Origin of the sequence: Mycetocola zhujimingii (assembly GCF_003065425.1) — a bacterium.
In the GTDB taxonomy this organism is placed as follows: Bacteria; Actinomycetota; Actinomycetes; order Actinomycetales; family Microbacteriaceae; genus Mycetocola_A; species Mycetocola_A zhujimingii.
Genome location: NZ_CP026949.1, coordinates 2,309,737 through 2,329,183, shown reverse-complemented (window position 1 = coordinate 2,329,183; position 19,447 = coordinate 2,309,737). Strand labels below are relative to the sequence as shown.

Here is a 19,447-nt window from a genome sequence, read left to right as displayed (position 1 = left end):
AGAAGCGATACCGCGCCGCATGGCAGACTGTGAGCAGTTATACCCGCACACCAAAGAAGAATGTGAGTCCATGGCTGAAGTTGTTATCGTCGAAAATTCCCGCGCCGCTGGCGATCTGGTGGCCGATGCCATCCTGTCGCTGATCGCGTCGAAGCCCGATGCGGTTCTCGGCCTCGCCACAGGGTCGACACCGCTGCCGGTGTACGAGGCGCTTGCGGCGCGAGTCGGAGATATCGACCTCGGCAAGGTGTCAGCCTTCGCCCTTGACGAGTACGTCGGGCTGCCGGCGTCCCACCCCGAAAGCTACACATCAGTGATCAACCGCGAGGTCGTTGAACCGCTCGGACTGGTGCCGGAGCGGATTCACGTTCCCAACGGAGCGACCGAAACCATCCGGTCCGCCGGTGCGGACTACGAGCGAGCGATCCACGAGGCTGGCGGGGTCGACCTGCAGATCCTCGGCATCGGTTCCGACGGTCACATCGGCTTCAACGAGCCGGGATCGTCGTTCGCCTCCCTCACCCGGGTAAAGACGCTCACCGAGCGCACCCGTTCAGACAACGCCAGGTTCTTCGACTCTCCTGACCAGGTCCCCATGCACTGCATTACGCAGGGCCTCGGCACCATCCTGCGGGCAAGGCACCTCGTGCTGCTCGCGTTCGGCGAGGGCAAAGCGGATGCTGTCGCCGCAGCGGTCGAGGGACCGCTGAGTTCGATGCTTCCCGGTTCGGCGATCCAGCTGCACCCGCACACGACGGTCGTCGTCGACGAAGCGGCTGCGTCGAAACTCAGGCTCGCCGATTACTACAGGTACACGTTCGACAACAAGCCAGAGTGGCAGGGGATTTGAGCGACATCGTGGTCGACCTGCTCTCGCCTGGGCAACTGGCTGCGCGCGCCCGGATGCGCCGCGAACGAGCGATCGGCGACTCCCAGTCGGACTGGTCGATTCTCATCGAGGGCTGGAGCGGTGGCCGCCAGGTCTTCGCTTTCGCGCTGCCCACCCTCGACGCTCTCGCCGGGCCGCTCCTGGTGGCGCGCTCTGCCCTCAACGTCGACACGGTGGTCCTGTTCACCGACTCCCGCGTCTTCGCGCTTGAGCCTGGCGATGTCGATGGCCAGCGCACCGCTGAGCGCTACCAGCGCGGTGAGGTCTCCCTTCTCGAGCTCGCGATGGCAGGAGACCCGCGCGTCATCGACCAGCTGGTGATCCTGCCGTTCAGCGTCGAGCGTGGCGTTCTCGACCCCCAAATGATCCGCTACCTCACCCGGTACGAATCCGGCCGGGAGTCGGGCGTTATCTGGGATGTCGACGGCGATGAGCCGATGACCGCCACCATCAGCGGTCCGGTTCATGGCGTGCTCACCTGGGCGATGCAGGACAACGCGGTCGGGCCAGATGGACAACTGGCTCAGCCCGGTGAAGCGCTGATGTGGGAAGAGCTCGACGCTCACCTGCTTGGGATCGTCGCTGCCGCGCTCAACACGGCGTCAGAGGGGCGCTTTGTGATTCTCGACGCCCACCCGAAAGTCGCCACCGCAGCGGGGTTCGCGCCGTTGTCCGCGCCCGGAGGCATCCTCATCGGTGACACAACCCCGGAGAGTGTCGAGCAGCTCGTGGCCTGGGAAGTGGCGCGCTAGCCGACTCGCGCGGAACCGGAGCCGGTGCCCGTCGGGGCGGCCGAGGCCGAAAACATCAGTTCCGGTCGAAAACACCCGGCGCAACCGATGCGCTCGACCGGAACTGATGTTCTCGAGGGAGTGCGGGCGCAGCGTGGCGGCGGAAGGTGGCGCGCTAGAAGACCTTGCCTGGATTGAGGATGCCGTTCGGGTCAAAAACCGCCTTGATGCGCCGTTGAAGTTCAAGCTGGGTCTCGCCCAGCTCATCGCCCAGCCAGCGTTTCTTGAGGATCCCGATGCCGTGTTCACCGGTCAGGGTGCCGCCGAGCTTCAGCGCTGCTCCGAAGAGTTCGTCGGCCGCGCGCCAGATCAGGTCGGGAACCTCAGGGCCGTCAAAGATGAAGTTGGGGTGAAGGTTGCCGTCCCCGGCGTGGGCGACGGTGGGAATCCGGATGCCGTACGCCTGCTCGATCCGCACGATCTCCGCGAACATCGCCGGCAGTGCGCTCCGGGGGACTGAGACGTCTTCGATCAGGGTGGTTCCGAGCCGCGCCATCGCGGGGTGCATGGCCCGGCGAACGGCGAGGAGCTGCTCGCCGACGACGGGATCCGTCGACAGTTCCGCCCGCCCGCCCATCGCGAGGATGATGCCAAGCGCTTCCTCCGCTTCCGCCGCAGCGGCCGGTCCGTCGGTCTGCACGACGAGGTGTGCCTCGCCGGTGGAGACGGAGGGGAGGGCAAGCAGGGTAGCCGTGGCCTCGAGCGACGCCGCGTCCATGATCTCCATTACCGCTGGTTGGATTCCGGCGGCGGTGATGCCAGCGGACGCGGCAGCGGCATCCGTCACCGTCGGGAAATAGGCGGCGATCGTCGCGACGACACCGGCGACGAGTGGCCGGATGCGCACTGTCGCGCCGGCAATGACACCGAGCAGCCCCTCCGACCCCACGAAAAGGGCGGTGAGGTCGAGGCCGGTGACGCCCTTGACGCTGCGGTGACCGAGCTCGAGTACCTCGCCGTCGGCGAGGACAACGGTAAGGCCAAGCACCGCGTCGCGCGTGACGCCGTACTTGGCGCAGAGCAGGCCACCCGCGTTGGTCGCGATGTTCCCGCCGACGGTGGAGATCGCCTTTGACGCGGGGTCCGGTGCGAACCAGAATCCGTGCTCAGCGAGGATCTCGTTGAAACGACCGTTGAGGATGCCCGGTTCGATCACCGCGAGCTGGTCGGCCGGGTTGATCTCGAGCACGCGGTCCATGGCGAGCGTCGAGAGCACAATCTCGCCGCCGGACGCGATGGCCCCACCGGCGAGGCCGGTGCCAGCGCCACGCGTGACCACGGGCGTTCCCGTCGCGTTGGCGATGCGCAGCGTTGTGGCGATGTCGGCCACCGACATCGCATGAACCACGGCGAGAGGGGCGGATGCCGACACGTGGCCGGACCTGTCGGCCTGCGTGAGCGCCAGCGCAGCGGCATCCGTCACAACGGCGGTGCCAAGCGCGGCGACCAGCTGGCCGACGACGTTCATCGGCTGAACTCGCGCCGGCCGTTCACCACGCCGCTGATGACAGCGACGACGCCGAAGACGAGGGCAACGAACGGGACTCCCAGGTCCCACCACGCGAGTGCGGCCGCGCCCATGACGGCGAGTTCGATGAGTGCCTTGCCGTACGGGTCGATGTGGAAGACCGCCTGGGGGGAACGGAAGAGTCCCCACAGCAGGATGGCGATCACCGGAGCGCCGATCCCGATGACGAAGTTCCATGGCAGCGACCAGGCCAGGAAGCCCCAGATGCCGAGAGACACTATCGCAAAGAGTTCGAGGAAGAGCCTGAGGATGTCGTTGGGCGTTACTGAGGGCTGCGAGGTATCTGACACCCCTCCAGTTTAGGCGGGGCCATGGCGTCGGGCCGCAGGTCGGCCGCGTGACTACTTGAAGATGATGGTGCGAGCGCCGTCGAGCAGCACCCGGTCTTCAGCGAACCACTTGACCGCCTGGGTGAGCGTGCGGCTCTCCTCGTCCTGGCCGATCGCGACGAGCTCAGACGCGCTCCGCGAGTGATCGACCCGAACAACGTTTTGCTCGATGATCGGTCCCTCGTCGAGGTCGCTCGTCACGAAGTGGGCTGTTGCGCCGATGAGCTTCACGCCGCGGGCGTGGGCCTGGCGGTACGGGTTCGCTCCCTTGAATCCGGGGAGGAAGGAGTGGTGGATGTTGATGGCCCGGCCCGCGAGGCGCTCGCAGAGTTCGGGGGAGATGATCTGCATGTACCTCGCCAGGACGACGAGTTCGATGTCGAACTCGTCGACCGCGTCGAGAATGCGCTTCTCGAAGGCCGCTTTGGACGCGGCATCCGTCACCGGGATCGATTCGAACGGAACGCCGTAGAAGGAAGCGAGGTCGCGCAGGGTGCCGTGGTTTGACAGCACGAGCGGAATCTCGACGGGAAGCTGTCCAGCCCGCTGGCGGAACAGCAGGTCGTTGACACAGTGCGCCGCTGTCGACGCGAGTACGAGCGTGCGAAGGGGCCGCCCAACGACGTCGAGGCGCCAGGTCATGTCGTAGTGCTCGGTGACGGGGGTTATCGCTGCCTCGAAGTCCTCGCGGCTGCCCGGTGATTCCACCTGCAGGCGCATGAAGAACCGCCCGGTGTCCGCGCTCGAGAACTGCTGGCTCTCGGTGATGTTGCCCCTGGCGGCGACGACGGCCCCGCTGATCGCGTGAACGATGCCGGGCTGGTCGCTGCAGACAAAGGTGAGGACCCAGTGGTTCTGAGGTTCGTGGTGTGCGGAAGCTGTGATCACTCCTCAAGGTTAACGCGTGACGGATGCTGCACCGTGCGTTGTCGCGCTGTGTGACGGACGCCGTACATTGCGGCAGCCTGCAGGGTTGCGCGATTGCGCTCTCGGGTAGACTCGATCGTGGTCGGCGCATTCCCGTCGGCCCTGGGCGCGCACATCAGCGCGTAGACGAACTCGGATCCTGCCGCTGAGCCGATCGAGTGAACGCCATCATTGGACACCCCCGATGACCACATCTTCCGTTTCACATCCGCGCGCCGCCGCGCCTGCCGCCGGCCCATTCCCCTGGGTCGGCCTGATCGCGCTCGCCGCAACAGTCTTCCTCTCGGTCTCGAGCGAGATGATCCCGACCGGGCTTCTGCCCGAGATGAGCCGCTCCCTCGGTGTCACGCCGTCGCAGGTCGGCCTGCTCGTGACCTTCTTCGCCTTCACCGTCGTGATCTCGAGCGCACCTCTCACCGCGGCGACGGTTCGCCTGCCGCGACACGCGCTCATGGTCGGCATCCTCACCGTGCTCGGTCTCAGCAACCTGCTCACGGCGATTTCGCCCACCTACGAACTCGTCGTCGCATCCCGGATACTCGGTGGCCTCGCGCACGGCCTGTTCTGGGCGCTCGTGCCCGCGTACGCCGCACACCTGGTGCCCAAGGAACAGATCGCCAGAGCCGTGTCGATCACGCTCGGCGGTGGAACCCTCGCGTTCGTTCTCGGTGTTCCACTCGGCACGGTTCTCGGCCAGTCGATCGGGTGGCGCTGGGCCTTCGCGGCGATCGCCATCGCCCTCGGTCTCGGCGCCCTCGCCGTGCTGCGCTGGCTGCCGAAGGTGGAACGGGAGCCCGTGGTCCCCCGGCTCGATTCGGAACCGCGCCGGGACCCGACGGTTCTTCCGGTCGCGGCGATCTGTGTCACGGTCGCGATTGTCATGATCGGCCACTACGCGCTCTACACCTTCATCGCGCCGTTCGTCACCGACAGCATGGGCCTCGCGCCGGAGCACCTCAGCGCAGCCCTCTTCATCTACGGGGGAGCGGGCGCGGTCGGACTCGTGCTCACGAGCACGGTTTTCGCCAAACGGACATCGCTCGGCCTTATTACTGCGCTGGGCGCAACGGCCATCGCCGTCACGGTGATGGCGCTGTCGACGTCAACGCTGTGGCTGTCGGGACTCGCATTGCTGGTCTGGGGGCTCGCGTTCGGCCTGATCGCCCCGCTCCTGCAGACGAGGATGCTGCACACGGCAAGCCCTCGGATCCGGGATACCGCGAGTGCCTTCTACACGACCGCGTTCAACGCCGGGATCGGCGGCGGAGCGCTTGTCGGTGCCGTCCTGCTTGACTGGAAGGGTGTCGGATTCCTTCCGGTTGCGAACGTCGCGCTGACCCTGCTTGGGCTCGTGATTATTGTCCTCACCATCCAGCTCACCAGGCGCCGGTCACGGCAGCGGGACGAACGACCGGTCGGGGAGTCCTCTTCCGTCGGTTAAACTGAAGACCAATCGATCCAAACCCGAGAGACCTCCATGGCGCTTCTCCTGCTGGCCTTCTTCGCGGTTTCGTGCGCCACGAACATCCTCACCAAGTGGTTGTCGACACGGGTCTTCTACGTCATCTCGCTGCTTCCGTTCGGCGCGTTCGCCTACACCCTGACCCAGACGCCAAACGGTTCTCGCTGGCGGTTCCGTCGTCGAGACCATCCCCTGGATCCCTCAGCTCGGCATTGCTTTGTCATTCCGGGTCGACACCCTCGCCTGGCTGCTCGCTCTCATCGTGACCGGCGTGGGTGGGCTGGTCCTCGTCTATTGCGCCAGGTACTTCTCGAGCGACGAACCGGGCCTTGGCCGGTTCGCGGCTCTCCTGCTCGCGTTCGCCGGCACGATGTACGGCCTGGTGACCGCCGACGACATCATCGTGATGTTCATGTTCTGGGAGATCACGAGCGTGCTGAGCTACCTGCTCATCGGGCACTACGTCGATCGCAAGGAGAGCAGAGGTGCCGCGCTCCAGGCGCTCCTCGTCACCACGTTCGGCGGACTCGTGATGCTCATCGGCGTCGTGATGATCAGTGTTCAGGCCGGAACGACATCCATCGCCTCGATCGTCGACCAGGGCCTCAGGTCGCCGGCGACGACCGTCGCGATCCTCCTGATCCTCGTCGGAGCGCTCTCCAAGTCGGCGATCGTCCCGTTCCACTTCTGGCTCCCAGCCGCGATGGCAGCGCCAACGCCGGTGAGCGCATACCTCCACGCCGCCGCGATGGTGAAGGCCGGTATCTACCTGGTTGCGCGCCTGGCTCCCGGTTACTCGGATACCCCTGGCTGGGTCGAGGTGCTCGTTTCGCTCGGAGTGCTGGCGATGCTCGTCGGCGCCTGGCGGTCGCTCCGCCAGTACGACCTCAAGCTCGTCCTCGCCTACGGCACGGTGAGCCAGCTCGGCTTCCTCATGGTCATCGTCGGCTTCGGCGGATACGACGCGGCCATAGCCGGTGCCGCGCTGCTCGTCGCCCACGCCATCTACAAGGCAGCGCTCTTCCTCGTCGTCGGCATCATCGACCACAGGGCAGGCACGCGCGACTGGCGCAAACTCTCCGGCATCGGCAGGCAATCAAAGATGCTCGCGGCAATCAGCCTCATCGCTGTTGCATCGATGGCCGGAATCCCGCCCCTCTTCGGTTTCGTGGCGAAGGAAGCTGTTTTCACGGCGTTCCTCGAAGCCGGTCGAGCGGGCGACGTCTGGGGTTGGGTCGCGCTCGTCGGGACCGCCGTCGGCTCCGTGCTGACCGTCGCATACAGCATCCGTTTCTTCTGGGGCGCGTTCGGCACTCGGCCGGATCGCGCGCCGACCGTCCTGCACTCTGACGGCTGGGGCATTCTCACCGCTCCCGCGATCCTCGCGGCTGCGACGATCGCCCTCGGTCTCGGTGCATCCGCCGTCGACCCTTTCCTCCAGCCATACGCCGACACCATGCCGGGTCACGGGGAGTACCACCTCGCGCTGTGGCACGGCTTCGAACCCGCACTCGCTGTGTCGGCGGTCGTGGTGCTGCTCGGTGTCGTCCTGTTCATCCGGCGCAAGTGGGTGGCCAGGGCCCAGGATGCCGTGTCGCCCATGTTCGACAGCTCACGCGGCTACTGGCTCATCGTCCAGTTCATCGATCGGTTGTCTGCTCGCACGACGATCTTCGCCCAGCGCGGCGGGCTGCCCCAGTACCTCGGCACGATCCTTGTCGTCTACGTGCTGACCCTCGGGGTTGCGTCCGCCATGAACCGGACCTGGCCAGACAGCATCCGTTGGTGGGATTACCCGGAGCAGGTCCTTATTGCTGTTGCCATTGCGACGGCGGCCGTGATGGCAGGCAGGGCGAAGCAGCGGATGAGTGCGGTGCTGCTGGTCGGAACCACAGGTTTCGGAATGGTCGCCCTGTTTGCGCTGCACGGCGCACCCGATCTCGCGCTCACGCAGGCCCTCGTCGAGATGGTGACCCTCGTTGTGTTCGTCCTGGTCCTGCGCAGGCTGCCGACCAAAATCGCCCAGCGGAACAAGCCGGTGGGGAGGATTCTCCGTGCGGCGATCGGTATCGCCGTCGGACTCACCATGGCTGTCGTTGCGCTCATCGCGCTCGGTGCGCGGCAGGCCGAGAGCATCGGTACCGAATGGCCGAGGCTCGCTGTCGAAGGCGCTCACGGTTTCAACATCATCAACGTCGTCCTCGTCGACATTCGCGCGTGGGACACCATGGGGGAGATCGCGGTACTCGTCGTCGTCGCGACGGGAATCGCGAGCCTCCTGTTTGTCACGGGCAGGACGGGGCCGATTCCGCGCCTCTCCGGCTCCAGGCAGCAGCGCCGAGGACGCAATCGCCGCCGCGTGGTCGTCGACCCGCTCGCACCGGGCCCCGAGGCCAGCTCGAACCGCATGAGCTGGTTGCTCGCCGGCCGGACGCTCGCCCGCGACCACAGGTCAGTCCTGCTCGAGGTCCTCATCCGTTTGCTCTTCCACCCGGCAATCGTGGTGTCGGTGTACCTCCTCTTTGCCGGGCACAACGCGCCGGGTGGTGGGTTCGCCGGTGGACTGCTCGCCGGGCTCGCGCTCGTCGCCCGTTACCTTGCCGGGGGCCGGTACGAGCTCGCCGAGGCGATCCCCGTCGACGCCGGCAAGATCCTCGGACTCGGTCTCGCTCTCGTCGTTGGAACGGCGATCGGTTCGATGTTCTTCGGCGGCGCGGCACTGCAGTCGGTCTACCTCGAGGCGGACGTGCCGATTCTCGGGCACCTGTCGTTCGGTTCGTCGACCATCTTCGACTTCGGCGTGTACCTCGTGGTCGTCGGCCTCACGCTCGACATCCTCCGCAGCCTCGGCGCTGAGATCGACCGCCAGCAGGAAGACGCAGACCTCTCGGGCGAAGCGCAGGACGACTTCTCCGAGAGCGAGGCAGTGCGATGACCGCGTCCTTGACACTCATCATCCTCATGGCCATTCTCTACGCGGTCGGGATCACCGTCATGCTGGAGCGTTCGCTGACGCGGGTGCTCATCGGCTTCATGCTCGTCGGCAACGCCACCAACCTTCTCATCCTGCTCGTCAGCGGGCCGAGCGGTACCGCGCCGATCGTTACCGGTACGGCCGCCGACGAGTCGATGGTCGACCCGGTGCCGCAGGTTCTCATGCTGACTGCCATCGTGATCAACTTCGGAATCACGGCGTTCGTGCTTGCCCTCATCTATCGGTCGTGGTGGCTCGCGCAGCTCGGCGACCAGGGCGACGTCGTACCCGACCAGCACACCGAGGACACCCAGGCGCTGACGGAGGCGACGTTCGACGCCGTCGACCTCGACGATGCCGCGGTTCAGCAACTCCTCGCGGCGAGCGATGAACATCCCGACGGCCCTGGGGACCCGGATGATCCATCCGGCTCGGATCGCTCGACAAACACAGGCACGAACGACGAGGGGAAACGCACATGACCGCGATCCTGCCCCTCATCGTCCTGATCCCCCTCTTCGCGGCCGCCCTCGCGCTGGTTCTCAGCGCCTACCGCCGCGTGCAGGTCGCGGTCAGTATCGTCGCGCTCAGCGCTGTCTCCGTGCTGGCGACGATCCTGCTCGTCCACGTCGACAGGCACGGCGCTGTCGTCGTCGATGTCGGTGCGTGGGATGCCCCGTTCGGTATCGTCCTCGTTGCCGACAGGCTCGCCGTGATCATGGTGCTGATCTCCGCGCTCATGCTTCTCGGCGTGCTCGTCTTCGCCGCAGGACAGGGCATCGCCGATGGTGACCGGGACACACCGGTCACGATCTTCCATCCCACCTACCTCGTGCTGTCGGCCGGGTTGTTCGATGCCTTCGTCGCCGGCGACCTGTTCAACCTGTATGTCGGGTTCGAGATGCTGCTCTCGGCGAGCTATGTGCTCCTGACGCTCGGCGGAACCGGTGCGCGCATCCGCGCCGGCGTGACGTACATCATCATCAGTCTCACGTCGTCGATCATCTTCCTTGCGTCGATCGCCTTCATCTACGCGGCCACCGGCACGGTCACCATCGCACTCATCGCCGAGCGGGTCCGCGACCTGCCCATGGATGTGCAGCTCATCCTGTGCATCTCGCTCCTCGTCGCGTTCTGCGTCAAGGCGGCAGTGTTCCCCATGTCGTTCTGGCTCCCTGACTCGTATCCAACAGCACCGGCGCCCGTAACGGCCGTGTTTGCCGGTTTGCTGACCAAGGTCGGCGTCTACGCCATCATCCGGACCGACACCGTGATGTTCACCGACGTCGATATCGACGTTCCGCTCATGATCATCGCCCTCCTCACACTGCTCATCGGGATACTCGGCGCCCTGGCGCAGGCGGACATCAAGCGGCTGCTGTCATTCACCCTCGTCAGCCACATCGGCTACATGATCTTCGGCATCGCCATCGGGAGCCAGGCCGCACTGGCGGCGACGATTTTCTACATCATCCACCACATCATCGTCCAGACGACCCTGTTCCTCGCGACGGGACTCGTGGAACGGATCGGCGGGACGACCTCGATCAACCGGCTCGGCGGCATCCTCAAGGCGTCCCCATTCGTGTCTGTGCTGTTCTTCATCGGAGCGATGAACCTCGGCGGCATCCCGCCATTCTCGGGATTCCTCGGCAAGATCGGCCTGTTCGAGGCCGGCGTCGAGCTGGGTACGCCGTTGTCATACGTGCTCATCGCCGCGGGAGCGCTCACCTCCCTGCTCACGCTGTACGCGCTCGCGAGAGTCTGGAACATGGCGTTCTGGCGGTCGGAGAGTGAGGTCGAGGGCTACTCGTCCCCGTTGCTGACGTCGCTGGCGGAGGGCCCGGAGGACCGGGGCGTCACCGTGATGTCAAAGCGCGTCCCCGCCCTGATGCTCAGTGCAACCACCGGAATGGTTGCTCTTACCGTGTCTCTCACCCTCTTCGCCGGTCCGCTCTTCGACTTCGCCGAGCGCACAGCATCCGATTTCGAGGTCTCTTCCACCTACGTTGAGGCCGTGTTCCCCGGGGGTGTGCGATGAGTTCAGACTCAGGACACCACATCAGGGCCGTCAGCCAGTTCGTGCTGCTCGGGGGGCTTGTCGTCCTCTGGTGCCTCATGTGGGGACAGGTGACGGTGCTCACGGTCGTGACCGGCGTGATCCTGGCCGTTGTCATTTCGCTGATGTTCTACCTGCCGGCGATCGATCTCAGCGGGCGGGTCAATGTCTGGTATCTCCTGGTGTTCTTCGTCCGGCTCATCATCGACATCGCGCGGGCGTCGATCGACGTGGCCTGGCTGGTCATCAACCCGAGGTACAAGCCGTCGAGCGCCGTTATCGCGATTCCGCTCGACACCCGGTCTGACCTGATCATGACCTTCACCGCCGAAGCCATCTCGCTCGTGCCCGGTTCGATCGTTGTCGACGTCGACCGTCAGGAGTCCGTGCTTTACGTCCACGTCATCAACGTGCGCACCGAGGAGGACCTCGAGGAGTTCCGCAACGAGGTTTTCGCCACGGAGAAACGACTGGTCATGGCTATCGGGTCGAAGGATGACGTCTGGCGGGTGCGCCAGCCCAACCACCTGACCCGATTCAACACGGGAGGAAGCTCCTGATGCAGATTGCGATCATCATCGCCGGTGTGCTCTTCAGTATTGGCGCCGTCGCCGCCCTCTACCGCGTGATCAAGGGGCCGAGCCTGCTCGACCGTGTCATCGCCTCGGATGTCTTCGTCGCGACGGTCATGTGTGTGCTCGGGAGCGAGATGGCTTTCAACCAGCACACCGAGACGCTCCCCGTCATCCTCGTTCTCGCGGCATTCGCGTTTCTCGGATCGGTGAGCTTCGCTCGATTCATGGCGAAACAGGACGAGACATGATCTGGGACAGCGTTCGCGACATCATCACCATCACGCTCGTCATGGTTTCCGCGCTGATGTGTGCGGCAGCGGGCATCGGTCTCTTCCGGTTCCCCGACGTGCTCTCCCGGCTTCACGCCGCGACCAAGCCGCAGATCCTCGGCCTCATGTGCGCGTGCGCCGGTGTCGCCGTGAACGACCCGCGGATAGCGACCTTCGCTCTCCTCACGGCCATCATCATCTTCCAGGGGCTGACAGCACCGATCACCGCGCACATGGTCGCGCGGGCCGCGTACCGGTCTAATCACCTGCGGCGCGACCTGCTGATCCGGGATGAACTCGCCGACCGGGTCGAGCGGATCGAGCGGGCGAGGACGGCGGCGGATCCCGACGCCGGGGCCGCCGACGAGTCTGCTGACAGGACCGCTGGCGAATCGGACAGGTAGACGGGACGCGCGCCGACGGCATGCGCAGGCGGTGGCGGTCTCAGGGCTCTGGCGCAGTACGACTGACGAGCTCGAGGATCGCGTCGGTGACCCCGACAGGGTCAACGAGCATGTGGAGATGGCGGCCGTCCAGTTCGATGACCGGCCACCCGCGGGAACGGGCTCGGGCAACGTCATCGGCGTAGGTCGAGCCGAAGGCGAGGTAGCCGGCCGGCGTCGTGTCCCAGCCCGGGTCGATCCTGAGTGCGCCGCGCAGGAACTTGAGGGGAAGCTGCGGTTGCTGCGCTTCAATGTGGAACCGCGTGGCCGGGTCTGGGAAGAGCCGGGCGATGTCTTCCTCGTCGAACCAGTCAGTCCACACGGGAAGAAGGCCGTCGTCGTCGACGAGCGGTTCGACCCGGTCGAGCAGGGTGGGCGGCGCGAGCGGCTGGATACCCGATTCCACAGGAATGACCGCGTCGACGAAGACTACGCAGGCCACGACCCGGATGTCGATCAGCGTCGCGACGAAGTTGCCCGCGTTGGAATGCGGGACGAGGATGACCCGGCGGTCGGCGGGCACCGCGGTCGCGTAGCTCAGGGCTGCATCGGTCGGAGTGACGGGGTCTGCCTCGTCGGAGGGCGGAGCAATGCCCACGTCGTATCCCCGTGAGCGCAATTCGCGCTCGACCGGTTCCCAGGCGGCAGGACCGAGGAGCGCGCTCGCCAGGAGCACGATCACGGGAACGTCAGGGACGTCTGCCGCCGGTACGATCGGGTCAGGAGCCTGCATTTTCACCTCCGTTCCCGGTACGCTACCGGCCGCCGGCGTCGTGGGAGGGCGCCTTGCCGGGCCGGATCCGGACCGGCTGGCGCGTCAGTTCGCCGCGCGATCGGCTGCGGCCCTCGCGGTCTGCTCGAGCCGGTTGACGTAGCCAGCCCACCAGCTCTCGTCTTCCTCCGGCAGGTTCGATGTGCCCGCCCTGAGTCCCGCGGACCCGTCGATGAGTTCACGGACGATATCCGCGTGGCCCGCGTGCCGGTTGGTTTCCTCGACGAGGTGCACGAGGATCCGGTGCAGGGTGGTCTCGTTCTTCTCCGGGGGCCACCAGGGAACCCGCCCGACCGCGCTCAGTTCGAGGGCCGCGACGGTGGCATCCGAGTGTTTCCACACACGCCGGTACAACGCGATGATCGATTCACGCGATTCGTCTGCCGTTGCCCACATATCGGCATTCGGTTCGGCATCGTCGTCCATCCACGGCAGCGGTTCGGGGAACGGGCGCCCGAAGGTCTCGCCGAGGTATCCCGCCTCGACGCCGGCAATGTGCTTGATCAGGCCGAGCAGGTTCGTACCTGTCGGAACCAGCGGGCGGCGAACGTCGTACTCTGACACACCATCGAGTTTCCAGAGGAGCGCCTCCCTGGCGCGCTGCAGGTAGATGGCGAGGTCATCCTTGGGGTCGGTGAGCGGCATGACGACAGCCTTGCACAGCGGGCATCGTCACTGCACGGGCGATGGGCCCGGCGGGCGAGCGCATCACTTTCGGGCGAGCGCATCAGGTGCGCGGCGTGTTCTCGACCGGAACCGATGGTCTCGGCGCTAGGCGACCCGGTCGCCCGCTGCCCACACGCCGACGACGGCGAGGTCATCGTCGAGAAGTACGGCGTCAGCGACAAAGCCAGGCGCGAGCTGCCCGAGGTCGCTGGAACGTCCGATCGCGCGGGCAGGCGTCGTCGTGAGCGCTCTGACGGCATCCGTGAGCTCGATGCCGACGTCGGACACCGCGCGCCGCAGTGCCTCATCGAGCATGAGTGTCGATCCGGCGATCGAGTTCCCGTCGGTGAGCCGGGCGACCCCGTCGGTCACCGTGACCGACAGCGAACCGAGCTGGTAGACGCCGTCGTCCGACCCGGCGGCGGCCATGGCATCCGTGATGAGTGCGATCCGGCCGGGAGCAGCGGCAAATGCCATCCGCACCACCTCGGGGTGCACGTGCACCCCGTCGTTGATGATCTCGAGCGTCACCGACGGCGAGGAGGTCGCGGCCGCGACCGGTCCCGGTGCCCGGTGATGGATGCCGTTCATCGCGTTGAACGCGTGGGTGAGGATGCTCGCACCCGCCTCGAACGCCTCGAGGGCGCCCTCGAAGTCGACGCTGGTGTGCCCGACAGCGACCGTGACGCCCGCTTCGGCGAATTGCCGGATGGCGTCGAGGCCTCCCGGCAGCTCGGGGGCGAGAGTTACCTGCCTGAGCGTGCCTCGAGCCGCTGTCACGAGGCGTTCGATGCTCTCGGGATCCGGCGCGCGGAGCAGCTCAGCGTTGTGGGCACCCTGCCTGGCGACGTCGAGGAAAGGCCCCTCGAGGTGAGAGCCGAGAATCGTCGGATCGGCCTCGGCGAGATCAGCGATCGTGCCGACACGATCGACGAGGTCGTCGACCGTTGCTGTCACGAGAGACAGAACGGATCGGGTCGTACCGTGGCTGCGGTGAACCTCGAGGGCCGAGCGGATGCTGTCGGCGCCGTCATCGAATGACCGCGCATTGCCACCGTGCCCGTGGATGTCGATGAAGCCGGGAGTGAGGGTGAGGCCATCCGCGTTCACGGTCTCGGCCGCGTTGAGGGCCGCCCACTCCTGGCCGGTGCCGACGGCGGCGATGACGTCACCGGAAAACGCCACGAATGCGTCTGTCGTGACCTGCCCACCGGTGACGAGCCGTGCTGAGTGAATGACGAGGTCGATGGGCGCTGGAGCGAGTTCGGTCACGATGCAACGATAACGTCGATGCCGTCGGCCGTGAATGCGCTTCGCTGCTCGGAGGTGATTCCCTCGTCGGTGATGAATCCGCCGAACAGTTCGGCCCCGCCAACCGTCGCGAACGACCGAACGCCGATCTTGGTGGAGTCTGCCACCATGAACGCGCGGGCAGCCCGCGACGCCATCAGCCGGTTGATGTGTGCCTCCGACTCGTCGTTGACCGAGGCGCCGTGCTCCGGAGCGACGCCATTGACCCCGATGAACGCCAGGTCGAGCGCGACTCCCTCGAGAACCATGTCACTGTACGGTCCGACGAGTTCGTACGATCTCGGGTGCACCACTCCGCCGGTGACGACCACCTTGAACTGCGGGCGCATAGCGAGCTGGGCTGCGATGTTCACGGCGTTGGTCACGATCGTGAGGCTCGGCTCCGGTGACGGTTCCGAGAGGTCGGATCGCGTCGACAGTACCGTCGCTATCGCAGTCGCCGTTGTACCCCCGCACAAACCGACGACGCTGCCGCGGTGAACCAGGGCGCTCGCCGCGTGTGCGATCAGCTGCTTGGCTTCGGCGTTCGATTCGTTCCGATACCTGATCGGCAGGTCGTACGCAACGGAATTACCGACGGCGCCACCCCTGGTGCGCGTGAGCAACTGCTGCCGCGCGAGGGTGTCGAGGTCGCGGCGAGCCGTCGCGGGGGAGACCCCGAGTGACGCGGTCAGGTCATCGACCTCCACCTGGCCGTTTTCAGCGAGCAGGTCGAGTACAGCGCGCAGTCGCTCATCGCGGTTCATGGAGTGCTCCCGTCGTGGCCATCCCGCGCGCGAAGAGTGTCAGGAGCCGTTGCGCCTCCTGGCTCAGGCTCTCTCGCGCCGGAGTGAGGTACTTGCGAGGATCGACGATAGCGTCGTCATTGTCGAGCACCGCGCGCGCGGCGCGGGTGTAGAAGCCGTTGAGGTGGGTCGATACGTTGATCTTGGTCATCCCGGAGCCTATGGCCGCAACGATGTTGGCGTCGGCGACCCCCGACGAGCCGTGCAGCACGAGAGGCACGGTCAGCGCCGACCGTAGCGCCGCGATCAGGTCGAGATCGACGGATGCCACGCGGTCGATCATCGCGTGTGAGGAGCCAACCGCGACCGCGAGTGCGTCGACCCCGGTATCGGCGACGAAGGCGACGGCTTCGACGGGATCGGTGCGGACGCCTGGGGCGTGTGCCCCGTCCTTGCCGCCGACCTTGCCCAGCTCGGCCTCGACGTAGACGCCGGCGTCGTGGGCAGCCTCGACCACCCTCCGGGTCGCCGCGACGTTGTCGGCGTACTCGAGCTTCGCCCCGTCGTACATCACCGAACTGAAACCGAGGTCGATGGCCTCCCGTGCGAGCGACTCATCCTCCGCGTGGTCGAGGTGGACGGAGACCGGCGTCGACGCGGCCTCGGCGAGGGCGAGCGTCGCACGCGCGATCGGTCCGAGCGAGCCGTGGTAGCGGGCGCAGTTCTCCGAGATCTGCAGGATGACACCGAGACCGGCGCGCTCACTCGCCGACACGAGACCCTCGGCCGTCTCAAGCGACACCACGTTGAACGCGCCGATGCCCGTCCCGTTTCGGTAGGCGTCGTCGATCAGGGTTCTCGTTGTCTCGAGTGTCATGACTCTCTCTTTTGCGTGTCTGTCGTGGCCTGGCCCTCGTATGCGGAGATGGTGATCTCTCGTTCGAGGTCGGCGATTCGTGCCGGGTCGATCTCGCCGGCGATGGGTTCGAGTACGGCCGCGGCCGACCACGCTGTCGCCCTCGCGAGGATCGCCCGTGTGTCGAGGTGTGCGCGGGGGTTCAGGGCGAGGAGCGCTGCCACTCCGGCGACGCCCGCGTCACCAGCACCCGTCGGGTTGCCGGTGAGGATGCGGCCGAGCCTCGCCGCGAGCACGGGTTCCGCCGGGTCCGCGGGAACAGCGATCATGCCGGCTTCGCCCAGTGACACGAGCACGAGGCCTGCGCCCATCGACTGGAGTGCGCGTGCGCCGGCGACCGGATCCGATTCACCTGTGGTGTCGAGGAGTTCACTCGCGTTGGGTTTGAGAACCGTCGCCCCGGCAACGGCTGCGTTGCGCAGCTGCGTGCCCGTGGCATCCGCGATGACGGGAATGTCCGCGGCCCGGCCGGCGGCGACGAGGTCACCGTAGAGGGTGTCAGGGCATCCGGGCGGGACGCTTCCGGAGACGACGAGGCAGGTCGCGTCGGTCAGCCGACCGGTGACGGCGGCGAGAAGCTCGGCCCAGAATTCCGCATCGACGCCAACGCCCGTCTCGTTGATGATCGTCGTCCTGTCCGGTTCGACGATGGCGGTCGACTGCCTCACGTTTCCGGGAACCTCGACGAGGCTGAACGGAATGCGCCCGAGATCCGAGCCGAACCAGTCCAGGTCATTGTGCCCGACCGGCGCAACGACGAGTGCTTGTGAACCCATCCGCGTCAGGACCCTCGCCACGTTGAGACCCTTGCCGCCTGCCCGACGGATGCCCGGTGCAACCCGGTGGGTATGCCCGGGGTCCAGGTGGCCGACCGTGAGGGTGATATCCACGGCCGGGTTCGGCGTGACCGTGACGATCACGGGGCCAGGGCCGATGGGTCGAGGATGCCGCGGGCGCCGAGGGCAGCACCGACAAGCCCCGCATTTTCGCCGACCGTCGCCGGGAGGAGGACCGGCCGCCTGTGGAAGGTGAGGAAGGAGTTCATCCGTTCGGCGACCGGTTCGAAGAGGGCATCGCCCGCCTGGGCGAGTCCGCCGCCGAGCACGATGGCCTCTGGAGCGAGCAGTGCGACACTCTGGGCGAGCGCCAGGCCGATGGCATCCGTCGCGTCCGACCACACCCGCTGCGCGAGGAGGTCACCCGACTGTGCCCGTTGGAGGACCTCGCGAGCGCCGAGAGGGCCGTCGACGTGATCGCCTGCGGGCTGACCAGCGCGATACAGCCGGCTGATCGCCCCCGCCGACCCGATCGCCTCGAGGCAGCCGCGACCGCCGCAGGCGCACGGGGTCCCGCCGGGGCTGACCACTGAGTGCCCGATTTCACCCGCATAGCCGTGAGCTGAGTACGGTTTCCCGTCGACGAAGACCGCGCCGGCGATGCCGGTCCCGATCACGACGACGAGCACGTTCGAATACTGGCCGGCGCTCCCGAGCTGGTACTCAGCAGCCCCCGCTGCCCTGACGTCGTGGGTGAAGTACACGGGTACGCCGAGTCGTTCGGCGGTGAGCGAGCGGAACGGCACATCCCGCCAGCCGATGTTCTCCGAGAACACACCGACTCCGCGTTCGTCGTCGACGAGGCCGGGCACGATGAGCCCAGCCGCGCGGATGTCCGTGTCCGGGTGCGCGGCACGGAACCGGGCAGCCAGGGTCTCGACCTGGGCCAGCACAGCGTCCCCTGTGCCGTCGACGGAGTACGGTGTCGGTACCCGGACCGTGTCGACCAGGTTGCCGTCAGTGCCAACCAGTGTTGCTTTGGTGTCGGTTCCGCCCACATCGAACGCGAGGACAGCGGGACCGGTGCCCAGTTGGCCGGGTGGAGCGGTCTCGATCATGCGCCGAGAATGACGGATCGGGTGAGGTTGCGCGGGAGGTCGGGGTTGAGGCCGGCGGCGAGCGAACGCTCCAGCGCGACCCGGTGCGCACGGACGAGGTCGGCGAGCGGGTCAAGTGATGAATGCTCGAAGTGAGCGCCCGTCGCAGCGACGTCGGCGTCCAGCCCGGCCGGCAACTCGCCGAACAGCCAGACGGCGCGGCCGGGAGCGGCGATGGCGAGCGGGCCGTGGCGGTATTCCATCGCCGGGTATGACTCGGTCCACGCCTGCGACGACTCGCGCATCTTGAGCGCCGCCTCGTGGGCGAGCCCAACGGTCCAGCCCCGCCCGAGGTAGGTCACCTGTTCTGCGGCGACGAGTTCCTCTGGCAGTTCTTCGGTGAGTGCGGTTTCGGCGTCAGCGATGGACCGCGAGACGTCGGCGCCCGTCGACGCCCTGAGGAAGGTCAGCGCCGTGGTCGCAAACCGGGTCTGAACGACACTCTTCTCATCGGCGAAGGGCAACGCGATTACGTCGTCAGCTGCGTCGACGAGCGGGCTTGACGTGTCACCGACGATTCCGATGGTGCGAACCTTGCCGCGGATGCCGCCGAGCAGTTCGAGGACTTCCGACGTTGTTCCTGAACGCGTGATCGCGACAACGGCGTCGTAGTCGCGGTCGACGAATGCTTCGGACGCCGCGAAGGCGTCGGTCACTCCGAGGCCGGCGTTCTCCCGCAGGGCCGCGTAGGACTGCGCCATGAACCAGGAGGTGCCGCAACCGACGACCGCGACCTTCGCACCCGCCCGGGGAAGAAGCTTCGGCTCAGCGACCAGGTCGACGGCTTGTGCCCACACCGCGGGCTGGCTCTGGAGTTCTTCGGCCATGTGCGCGCCGGCGGTCTGAGTGTTCACGATTCGTCCGTTTCCGTGTATCGG

Annotated in this window: 20 protein-coding genes; 9 read left to right on the top strand and 11 right to left on the bottom strand. The window is 66.6% G+C overall.

Going from position 1 to position 19,447, the window contains the following annotated elements:
• Positions 1-70 precede the first annotated feature (70 nt).
• Complete coding sequence (gene nagB, locus C3E77_RS11135) at positions 71-850, top strand: glucosamine-6-phosphate deaminase (protein WP_108391693.1); 780 nt, start codon at positions 71-73, stop codon at positions 848-850.
• Entirely contained in the window at positions 835-1,641 is an 807-nt protein-coding gene (locus C3E77_RS11130) for a hypothetical protein (protein WP_162924985.1), read from the top strand. The genes nagB and C3E77_RS11130 overlap by 16 nt, the downstream gene beginning before the upstream one ends.
• 154 nt (positions 1,642-1,795) lie before the next feature.
• On the opposite strand, the gene C3E77_RS11125 is transcribed toward C3E77_RS11130, so the two are convergent.
• From C3E77_RS11125 to purU, 3 genes are read right to left on the bottom strand one after another with little or no spacing between them, the layout of a single operon-like run.
• A complete protein-coding gene (locus tag C3E77_RS11125; protein ID WP_108391691.1) occupies positions 1,796-3,148 on the bottom strand; it encodes an FAD-binding oxidoreductase in 1,353 nt (450 codons plus the stop codon).
• Positions 3,145-3,498: a YrdB family protein gene (locus C3E77_RS11120; protein ID WP_108391690.1), complete on the bottom strand. Its 354-nt coding sequence runs from the start codon at positions 3,496-3,498 to the stop codon at positions 3,145-3,147. The genes C3E77_RS11125 and C3E77_RS11120 overlap by 4 nt, the downstream gene beginning before the upstream one ends.
• A 51-nt stretch (positions 3,499-3,549) precedes the next feature.
• Positions 3,550-4,422, bottom strand: a complete 873-nt coding sequence (purU, locus tag C3E77_RS11115; RefSeq protein WP_108393294.1) for a formyltetrahydrofolate deformylase — start codon at positions 4,420-4,422, stop codon at positions 3,550-3,552.
• A gap of 226 nt (positions 4,423-4,648) precedes the next feature.
• On the opposite strand from purU, the gene C3E77_RS11105 reads away from it, so the two are divergent.
• From C3E77_RS11105 to mnhG, 7 genes are all read left to right on the top strand, one after another.
• Positions 4,649-5,905 (top strand): MFS transporter, encoded by a 1,257-nt coding sequence (locus C3E77_RS11105; protein ID WP_108391688.1) that lies wholly within the window; start codon positions 4,649-4,651, stop codon positions 5,903-5,905.
• A 208-nt stretch (positions 5,906-6,113) separates the two neighbouring features.
• Positions 6,114-8,861 carry a Na+/H+ antiporter subunit A gene (locus C3E77_RS11100; RefSeq protein WP_335583244.1) on the top strand — a complete coding sequence of 916 codons (2,748 nt, stop codon included), beginning with the start codon at positions 6,114-6,116 and terminating at the stop codon, positions 8,859-8,861.
• On the top strand, positions 8,858-9,382 hold the full coding sequence (locus C3E77_RS11095; protein ID WP_108391687.1) for an NADH-quinone oxidoreductase subunit K: 525 nt from the start codon (positions 8,858-8,860) through the stop codon (positions 9,380-9,382). The genes C3E77_RS11100 and C3E77_RS11095 overlap by 4 nt, the downstream gene beginning before the upstream one ends.
• Complete coding sequence (locus tag C3E77_RS11090; protein WP_108391686.1) at positions 9,379-10,941, top strand: Na+/H+ antiporter subunit D; 1,563 nt, start codon at positions 9,379-9,381, stop codon at positions 10,939-10,941. Before C3E77_RS11095 ends, C3E77_RS11090 begins: the two co-directional genes overlap by 4 nt.
• On the top strand, positions 10,938-11,519 hold the full coding sequence (locus tag C3E77_RS11085; RefSeq protein ID WP_108391685.1) for a Na+/H+ antiporter subunit E: 582 nt from the start codon (positions 10,938-10,940) through the stop codon (positions 11,517-11,519). The genes C3E77_RS11090 and C3E77_RS11085 overlap by 4 nt, the downstream gene beginning before the upstream one ends.
• Positions 11,519-11,782, top strand: coding sequence for an MrpF/PhaF family protein (locus C3E77_RS11080; RefSeq protein ID WP_108391684.1), 264 nt, complete (start codon positions 11,519-11,521; stop codon positions 11,780-11,782). The genes C3E77_RS11085 and C3E77_RS11080 overlap by 1 nt, the downstream gene beginning before the upstream one ends.
• Positions 11,779-12,207 (top strand): monovalent cation/H(+) antiporter subunit G, encoded by a 429-nt coding sequence (gene mnhG, locus C3E77_RS11075; RefSeq protein WP_108391683.1) that lies wholly within the window; start codon positions 11,779-11,781, stop codon positions 12,205-12,207. The genes C3E77_RS11080 and mnhG overlap by 4 nt, the downstream gene beginning before the upstream one ends.
• A 40-nt stretch (positions 12,208-12,247) precedes the next feature.
• Here mnhG and C3E77_RS11070 read toward each other — a convergent pair whose 3' ends face one another.
• The 8 genes from C3E77_RS11070 to C3E77_RS11035 all read right to left on the bottom strand — a co-directional run bounded on the left by C3E77_RS11070 (position 12,248) and on the right by C3E77_RS11035 (position 19,423).
• Positions 12,248-12,979, bottom strand: coding sequence for a hypothetical protein (locus tag C3E77_RS11070; RefSeq protein WP_108391682.1), 732 nt, complete (start codon positions 12,977-12,979; stop codon positions 12,248-12,250).
• An 84-nt stretch (positions 12,980-13,063) separates the two neighbouring features.
• Positions 13,064-13,663, bottom strand: a complete 600-nt coding sequence (locus C3E77_RS11065; RefSeq protein WP_108391681.1) for a DinB family protein — start codon at positions 13,661-13,663, stop codon at positions 13,064-13,066.
• Between the two features lie 126 nt (positions 13,664-13,789).
• A complete protein-coding gene (gene nagA, locus C3E77_RS11060) occupies positions 13,790-14,959 on the bottom strand; it encodes an N-acetylglucosamine-6-phosphate deacetylase (RefSeq protein WP_418288079.1) in 1,170 nt (389 codons plus the stop codon).
• The gene (locus C3E77_RS11055) at positions 14,953-15,741 is read right to left on the bottom strand and encodes a DeoR/GlpR family DNA-binding transcription regulator (RefSeq protein ID WP_108391680.1); all 789 of its coding nucleotides are present in this window, start codon (positions 15,739-15,741) and stop codon (positions 14,953-14,955) included. Before C3E77_RS11055 ends, nagA begins: the two co-directional genes overlap by 7 nt.
• Complete coding sequence (locus tag C3E77_RS11050) at positions 15,728-16,597, bottom strand: class II fructose-bisphosphate aldolase (RefSeq protein ID WP_108391679.1); 870 nt, start codon at positions 16,595-16,597, stop codon at positions 15,728-15,730. The genes C3E77_RS11055 and C3E77_RS11050 overlap by 14 nt, the downstream gene beginning before the upstream one ends.
• Entirely contained in the window at positions 16,594-17,556 is a 963-nt protein-coding gene (locus C3E77_RS11045; RefSeq protein ID WP_108391678.1) for a 1-phosphofructokinase family hexose kinase, read from the bottom strand. The genes C3E77_RS11050 and C3E77_RS11045 overlap by 4 nt, the downstream gene beginning before the upstream one ends.
• Positions 17,553-18,530 carry an ROK family protein gene (locus C3E77_RS11040; protein ID WP_108391677.1) on the bottom strand — a complete coding sequence of 326 codons (978 nt, stop codon included), beginning with the start codon at positions 18,528-18,530 and terminating at the stop codon, positions 17,553-17,555. The genes C3E77_RS11045 and C3E77_RS11040 overlap by 4 nt, the downstream gene beginning before the upstream one ends.
• A complete protein-coding gene (locus C3E77_RS11035) occupies positions 18,527-19,423 on the bottom strand; it encodes an SIS domain-containing protein (protein WP_234031195.1) in 897 nt (298 codons plus the stop codon). The genes C3E77_RS11040 and C3E77_RS11035 overlap by 4 nt, the downstream gene beginning before the upstream one ends.
• Positions 19,424-19,447: the final 24 nt, after the last annotated feature.

What these genes read in the sequence shown, in the direction of transcription:
- nagB (WP_108391693.1), top strand. Translation starts at nt 71, where the DNA reads ATGGCTGAAGTTGTTATCGTCGAAAATTCCCGCGCCGCTGGCGATCTG.
- C3E77_RS11125 (WP_108391691.1), bottom strand. Translation starts at nt 3,148, where the DNA reads ATGAACGTCGTCGGCCAGCTGGTCGCCGCGCTTGGCACCGCCGTTGTG.
- C3E77_RS11105 (WP_108391688.1), top strand. Translation starts at nt 4,649, where the DNA reads ATGACCACATCTTCCGTTTCACATCCGCGCGCCGCCGCGCCTGCCGCC.
- C3E77_RS11095 (WP_108391687.1), top strand. Translation starts at nt 8,858, where the DNA reads ATGACCGCGTCCTTGACACTCATCATCCTCATGGCCATTCTCTACGCG.
- C3E77_RS11090 (WP_108391686.1), top strand. Translation starts at nt 9,379, where the DNA reads ATGACCGCGATCCTGCCCCTCATCGTCCTGATCCCCCTCTTCGCGGCC.
- C3E77_RS11085 (WP_108391685.1), top strand. Translation starts at nt 10,938, where the DNA reads ATGAGTTCAGACTCAGGACACCACATCAGGGCCGTCAGCCAGTTCGTG.
- C3E77_RS11080 (WP_108391684.1), top strand. Translation starts at nt 11,519, where the DNA reads ATGCAGATTGCGATCATCATCGCCGGTGTGCTCTTCAGTATTGGCGCC.
- mnhG (WP_108391683.1), top strand. Translation starts at nt 11,779, where the DNA reads ATGATCTGGGACAGCGTTCGCGACATCATCACCATCACGCTCGTCATG.
- C3E77_RS11070 (WP_108391682.1), bottom strand. Translation starts at nt 12,979, where the DNA reads ATGCAGGCTCCTGACCCGATCGTACCGGCGGCAGACGTCCCTGACGTT.
- C3E77_RS11065 (WP_108391681.1), bottom strand. Translation starts at nt 13,663, where the DNA reads ATGCCGCTCACCGACCCCAAGGATGACCTCGCCATCTACCTGCAGCGC.
- C3E77_RS11055 (WP_108391680.1), bottom strand. Translation starts at nt 15,741, where the DNA reads ATGAACCGCGATGAGCGACTGCGCGCTGTACTCGACCTGCTCGCTGAA.
- C3E77_RS11050 (WP_108391679.1), bottom strand. Translation starts at nt 16,597, where the DNA reads ATGACACTCGAGACAACGAGAACCCTGATCGACGACGCCTACCGAAAC.
- C3E77_RS11040 (WP_108391677.1), bottom strand. Translation starts at nt 18,530, where the DNA reads ATGATCGAGACCGCTCCACCCGGCCAACTGGGCACCGGTCCCGCTGTC.